This window comes from Myroides sp. LoEW2-1 (genome assembly GCF_009767705.1).
Classification (GTDB): Bacteria; Bacteroidota; Bacteroidia; order Flavobacteriales; family Flavobacteriaceae; genus Flavobacterium; species Flavobacterium album_A.
Map to the genome: position 1 here is coordinate 1 of NZ_WSPP01000178.1, position 6314 is coordinate 6314.

General features: G+C 33.3%; 8 protein-coding genes. 7 read left to right on the plus strand and 1 reads right to left on the minus strand.

Annotated elements, in window-relative coordinates; all coding sequences use genetic code 11:
- The 6 genes from GOQ24_RS10955 to GOQ24_RS10980 form a co-directional block, all read left to right on the plus strand.
- Positions 1-569: energy transducer TonB (locus GOQ24_RS10955; RefSeq protein WP_160339697.1), on the plus strand; the 569-nt coding region annotated here is incomplete at its 5' end.
- A 4-nt stretch (positions 570-573) separates the two neighbouring features.
- Positions 574-789 carry a hypothetical protein gene (locus GOQ24_RS10960; RefSeq protein WP_155091092.1) on the plus strand — a complete coding sequence of 72 codons (216 nt, stop codon included), beginning with the start codon at positions 574-576 and terminating at the stop codon, positions 787-789.
- A 150-nt stretch (positions 790-939) separates the two neighbouring features.
- A complete protein-coding gene (locus GOQ24_RS10965; protein WP_155091091.1) occupies positions 940-1929 on the plus strand; it encodes a PstS family phosphate ABC transporter substrate-binding protein in 990 nt (329 codons plus the stop codon).
- Positions 1930-1955: 26 nt separating this feature from the next.
- On the plus strand, positions 1956-3605 hold the full coding sequence (locus tag GOQ24_RS10970; protein ID WP_160339698.1) for a tetratricopeptide repeat protein: 1650 nt from the start codon (positions 1956-1958) through the stop codon (positions 3603-3605).
- Positions 3606-3716: 111 nt separating this feature from the next.
- Positions 3717-4349, plus strand: a complete 633-nt coding sequence (locus tag GOQ24_RS10975) for a 7-carboxy-7-deazaguanine synthase QueE (RefSeq protein ID WP_155091089.1) — start codon at positions 3717-3719, stop codon at positions 4347-4349.
- Positions 4350-4387: 38 nt separating this feature from the next.
- Positions 4388-4786 (plus strand): DUF2059 domain-containing protein, encoded by a 399-nt coding sequence (locus tag GOQ24_RS10980; RefSeq protein ID WP_155091088.1) that lies wholly within the window; start codon positions 4388-4390, stop codon positions 4784-4786.
- 143 nt (positions 4787-4929) lie between these two features.
- On the opposite strand, the gene GOQ24_RS10985 is transcribed toward GOQ24_RS10980, so the two are convergent.
- Positions 4930-5637, minus strand: coding sequence for a class I SAM-dependent methyltransferase (locus tag GOQ24_RS10985; RefSeq protein WP_155091087.1), 708 nt, complete (start codon positions 5635-5637; stop codon positions 4930-4932).
- A gap of 57 nt (positions 5638-5694) precedes the next feature.
- On the opposite strand from GOQ24_RS10985, the gene GOQ24_RS10990 reads away from it, so the two are divergent.
- A complete protein-coding gene (locus GOQ24_RS10990) occupies positions 5695-6192 on the plus strand; it encodes a YkgJ family cysteine cluster protein (RefSeq protein WP_155091086.1) in 498 nt (165 codons plus the stop codon).
- Positions 6193-6314: the final 122 nt, after the last annotated feature.

A 6314-nucleotide genomic window follows, 5' to 3' on the forward strand; every position in this document is an offset into this window, starting at 1 on the left:
CACCACCACCAGTTGAGGATGTTCCACCACCGCCACCTCCAGCAGTGAAGTCGGTAAACGATACTAAAAAGTTTACAGACCCTGTAGTTGATACTAAGGAGAATGCGAATGAAGAACCACCAAAACAAAAAGATTTCAAAGACGATGTTGATCCTGGAGCTAAAGACGCTGAAGGAGATAAAAAACACGGTGAAATTAAAACTGGTGAGAAAACTGGTGACGCAAATAAAGAGGATAAAGTAGAAACAGATGAAAATACAGTATTCGTTGCTGTACAAGTTCAAGCTTCTTATCCTGGAGGTATGCCAGCTTTCCAAAAACAATTTGTTAGTAGATTTAGAACACCAGATATTGATTCATCTACTAAGCGTATTCAAGTTATTGTTCAGTTTATCGTAGAGAAGGACGGTTCATTAACTGATATCAAAGTTCTTCGTGACCCTGGTTACGGAGCTGGTAAAGAGGCAGTGCGTGTTCTTAATGGTATGCCAAAATGGAAACCTGCACAACAAAACGGTAGAACAGTACGTTCTCAGTTTACATTACCTATTACAATTCAAGTACAATAATCGTATGTTGAAAAATAAATTTGAACAGAAATCGCTATTGCAGCGATTTCTGTTTCTTTTTGGCTTCTGTTTTTTTTTATTGTATGTCGGACTCGGCATTACTTTAATCGTATGGAAGGATATGCCTATAGCTTTAGAATATAATAATCGTATGCTATTTGGTATTTTATTAATTGTTTACGGAGTATTTAGATTCATCCGTTTAAGGCAAGAGAATTAGAATTATTAGAAATAGTAAAAAGGGGACCTGTTTAGGTGCCCTTTTTTACTTTATGCTTTTGTTAAATCATTCTATTTAAGGATGTTTTCTTATAAATCTTTTTATCTTTATAGAACTTAGATTGGTTTAAGTTTGTAATAAAGATTATTTATGAATAGAGTAGTGCTCAAAAGAGCTCGTTTTATCTTGACAATATGTTTGTTAGGATTAGGATTTGCACAGTGTAAAAGTGATAAAAAAAGTGGTTTGGGGTCTAATGATACCAAGGAAATTAACTTTGAAGAGATCGAGGAGACACCAGTTTCTGGAAAGATTTCTATTCTGGTAGAGGAATCTGTATTTCCAATTACAGAGGATGTGGCAAGAGTTTTTGAACATGAATACACACGTGCTAAAGTTGACTTAATTTCAAAACCCCAACAAGAGATATTAAGTATGATGCTCAAAGATTCATTGAGAGTAGCTATTCTTCCACGTGACTTAAATGAACAAGAACTTGCTTTTTTTGTTGGAAAAGTTACGCCTAAACGCACACATTTTGCCACGGATGCTATTGTATTTGTTACCAGTAAAAGCTTTAAAGATTCTGTTGTAGATTATGATCGCGTTTTGAAGAACTTGGTTAAGAGCGATTATCTAAGAGATACGAAAGATTTGCAATCTGAGTTAGTGAAAGATCCTATTTTGGTATTTGATCATTATAGTTCTTCGGTATCTGCCGCTTTTAGAGAAGCAACAGGAAGTAGAGATTTTCCGAAGGATTATGCCTATTTTTTACCATCAACTAAGGATGTTGTCAAATATGTAAATGAGAATCCAAATGCAATCGGTGTTATTGGGCTAAATTGGTTGGTTCAACCTGATGGTGAGTTAAAAGATGTACTTAAGAATATTAAGGTTTTAGGTGTAAAGAATAAGGAGGACGGTATCTATTATAAGGCGAGTCAAAATAATATAGCCGAAGGAAAGTATCCTTTAACTCGTAAGATATACGTGATAGATACGCAAGGTAAATCGGGATTAGGTGTTGGTTTTGCATCTTATATCGCTGGGTATAAAGGGCAGAGAATAGTACTTAAGTCAGGTTTGGTTCCATTTAAAACCCCGCCAAGAGAACTTAACGTTCGCAATGAATTATAAATCAGAATTAATAAACACACTATATCATGACTAAACACAATAAGTTATCACTTACTTTATTAATTGGCGCTTTGTGTAGTACTGGTGCACTTCATGCACAGGACTTAGCAGAGGCAAAGAAAGCCATAAAAGGAGATCAACTAGATAAGGCAAAGCATATTTTAAAAAATTTGATTGATAGTAAACCTAATGAAGGTGAGAACTATTATTATTTAGGAGATATTTATTTGCAAGAATCTCAAGTTGATTCGGCTAAGTACTTTTTTAATCAAGGTGTCTCTGTTAAGAAAAAGGGATCTTTAAATTATATTGGTTTAGGGCAAATCGATCTTGATTCATCGAATTTAACTGAAGCAAAAGACAAATTTGCTAAGGCTGAGAAAGAAATGAGAAAGAAAGACTACCATGAACAGTTACTTGTGGCAGCAGCTTATTTGAATTCGAAGAACCCAAATGTTGAAGAAGCAGAGCGCATAGCTAAAAAAGTGTTGGAGCAAGACTATCAGAATGCTTACGCTTTTTTCATTGTAGCTAAAGCTAATTTGGCTAAAAACAATTATAATGAAGCATATGCTGCTTTTAGCGATGCCGCTATATTAGATCCTAATTTATTAGAGGCTCGTATGGAGCTTGCAATTATTACTAAACGTACAAGGGCTTTTAAAGAAGCAATTAATTCTTTAAATGAAATTAATAAGGAGTTTCCGGATTATGCACCTGTTTACAGAGAGATTGCAGATACTTATTACTTATGGTCGACTACAAATAAAGCTGATGAAAGCGATTTATTGGCTAAGGCAAATGACAACTATAAGAAGTATGTTAGTGCTACTGATAATTCTTTAGAGGCTAAGATGAGATATGCTAAGTTTTTAGCGCAATCAAATAATTATAAAGAGTTAGAGATACTTGCTGAAGATTTAGTAAAGTCTAAAGGAGTAAATGATAGAGTATATGAGTATTTAGCTGTGGCTACTTTTAATAATGGCAATTATGCGAAGAGTAGTACTGCTATTGAAAGTATAAAAAACAAGTCTGCAGAGAATTACCTGCAATTAGGTATCAGCTATTTAAAGCAAGGACAGCATACATACAGTAAAGGTATCGAAAGCTTAAAGAAAGCGGTTCAAGTGGATTCAAAAATAGCATCTTCTTTTAATACTTATGGAATAGAGCTTTTTAGAGCTGATAAGTTTCAAGAAGCTATTGATTTGCTAAGTATCTCTGCTGAAGTTAAGGATCAAAGCAATTATAGTTACGATAACTATTATATCGCTTATTGTTATTATTCTTTAGGATTAGATATGAAAGAAGGTCAGGAAGATTACATGAAACAAGCGGTTAAATACTTTGATCGAACTATTGCAAGTGCTCCTAATATTACTGAATCTTATTTTTTCCAAGCGAGAGCATATCGCAATATAAATAGCGAAGAAGCATACGAAGCGCGTTTCAAAGCTTATCAAACATTTGAGAAGGTTGTTTTAGCTAATAGCAAGGAGACGGAACTATCAGATAGTGATAAGAGTCGTTTAGTTGAAGCTTATAATGCTATGGGGGCTTATTATGCTAACATAGATGATATTTCTAATGCAAAAGATATGTTTAATAAGACATTGCAATATGAAGCAAACAATGAATTTGCAGTACAGACATTAAAGGCAATTTCGAATTAAGTGTTATAATTTTAAAAAACTTATTTGTATTCTAACAAATAAGTTTTTTTTATTTAGGAAGTTTATACCTTGAATATGCTTTATCTTTGTAACCATTAAGAAGATTAGAATATGTTACAAGAAGAACGTAATCTTGCGTTACAAGAGGGTAGAGTATTGCCATTAATGGAGGAGTTTTATACTATTCAAGGAGAAGGATTTTATTCGGGAAGTGCTGCTTATTTTATACGTTTAGGGGGATGTGATGTTGGTTGTCATTGGTGTGATGTTAAGGAAAGCTGGGACCCAGAATTACATCCATTAACTAAGATTGAAGATATCGTCGCTAATGCTTCGTCAGAGGCAAAATTGGCTGTAATAACAGGAGGAGAACCTCTTATGTACAATTTAGATTACTTAACTTCTAAATTGAAAGAAGCAGGTATGCAGACTAATATTGAGACTTCTGGTGCTTACGAAATGTCTGGAGATTTTGATTGGGTTTGTTTATCGCCTAAGAAAACTAAATTGCCTACTGAGAGCGCTTATGCTGCAGCGAGTGAGTTAAAAGTTGTAATTTATAATAAACACGACTTCATCTTTGCTGAAGAACAAGCTGCAAAGGTAAATCCTAATGCTTTGCTTTTACTCCAAACTGAATGGGGTAAACGCCAGGAGATGATGCCACTTATTATAGAATACGTTAAGAATAATCCCAAATGGAGAATCTCTTTACAAACACATAAGTATTTAGATATCCCTTAATATGTATTTCATTTACCAATTATAAAAATTAATTTAATATGAGAAAACTACTATTTACTTTTGTTGTAATCTTCGCATCTCAAGTGAGTTTTGCACAAGATTTCAAAACTGATACTAAGAAGTATATGGATATGAGTGGGCAACTTGCAATCTTTGAAAAACTTACAAGTCAGTTAGAAGAAAATATACCATCAGACAAAAGAGCAGATTTTAGAAAAGATCTAAATGCAAGCTTGAATGTATTAAAAGATAAGATGGCTGATTTGTATATGAGTGAGTTTACACATCAGGATGTAAAAGACCTAATCCAATTTTATGAAACACCTTTGGGAAAGAAACTTTCAACTAAGAGTACAATATTAATGGAAAAGGGTGAAAAAGTAGGTCAGGAATGGGCTATGGGATTACAGGGAATTATGATGAAGTATATGCAATAAAATAGAAAAAGAGGAACTAAGTTTCCTCTTTTTTATTTTGTCAAACCTACTGTATATGGCAATAAAAGGAAAATCACTTTTAATCGTGATAAGCACAACTTTACTGCGATGAGCAGGAAATGGTGAATCGTATTGAATTACAATTAGATATATAGCTTAGCTAAGTAATCACAATTGTCTCCTTCGTAAATTAAATCACATTCAAAACCATTTGCATGGGCAGCATTTTGCAAGGTGTTATAGTCCAGGTATAACCAATTAAATGGATTGTCAATTTCCCCTTTGTATTCAACTGTAAAGGTTAATTCTCCATAATAATCTTTGTTCTCCATTGGTATCCACACGCCGCCATCTTCATCTGTATCAAACATATAAATCAAGTCAGAACTGTCTATTAATATTTGTCCACCTGGATTCAATAACGTCTTTAAATGTGTGAGGTATTTTGTTGTATTTATAAGTTTACCAAATATCCCTGTTCCATTCATTAACAGCAGTATAGTATCGAAAGTTTCGTCTTTTAAATCTAAAATATCTTTTACTTCAGCAGCTTGTATTCCTCTCAAGCGACAAGCTTCAATTGAATTTGGTGATATATCAATGGCTTTTACATCGAAGCCTTTCTTGATTAAATGCAAGGAATGAGCTCCAGCACCGCAACCTACATCAAGTATCTTTCCCTTAGCTAAATCAAGTGCTTTTTGTTCGATTTTAGGCATTTCTTCATATTTTCTAAAGAGATAATTAATATCCATTTCTTCAGATTCAGAAATGTCTGTTTCTGTGATTATATTCTGTGGATTATTATTTGTTTGGAAATCTAAAATTGCCTTACCTAATAAATCTTTCATTGTAATTATTGTAAATAAATTAAATGGAGGTTGTAAATTTGCATCAAAATTTAGTTGATGGATAAAGTATTAAAACAACTTCCTACACTCGCCAAAGATAAGCATAACGAGAATAAAAAGTATTTCGATAAGTTAAAAAAGAAACCTCCTAAGGATCTCGATTACAAAATGGAAGAAATACACGAACAAGTTTTTGATCGAATAGATTGTTTGAGCTGTGCCAATTGCTGTAAAACTACTGGACCTCTTTTTACCAATGCCGACATTGAAAGAATAGCAAAGCACCTGAGATTAAAACCCCAACAGTTTATCGATCAGTATTTGCGTATTGATGAAGATAGGGATTATGTTTTACAAAGTGTACCTTGTACTTTTTTGGATGCTGATAATTATTGCATGATTTACGATGTAAGACCAAAAGCTTGTCGAGAATACCCCCATACAGATCGCAAAAAGTTTAATCAAATAACCAATCTAACTTTAAAGAATGTAGCTATTTGTCCTGCTGCTTTTGAAGTTGTAGAGGAAATGAAAAAAAGAATAGCCTTAAAATAATTATTATTTTAAGGCTATTCTTTTTATTGGTCGCAGACTGTAGTTAAAACTATGCACTTTAGTGCATTTAGCTTTCAGCTTCTAAAAATGTTTACCTTTGATATATGGAATATCAACGAACC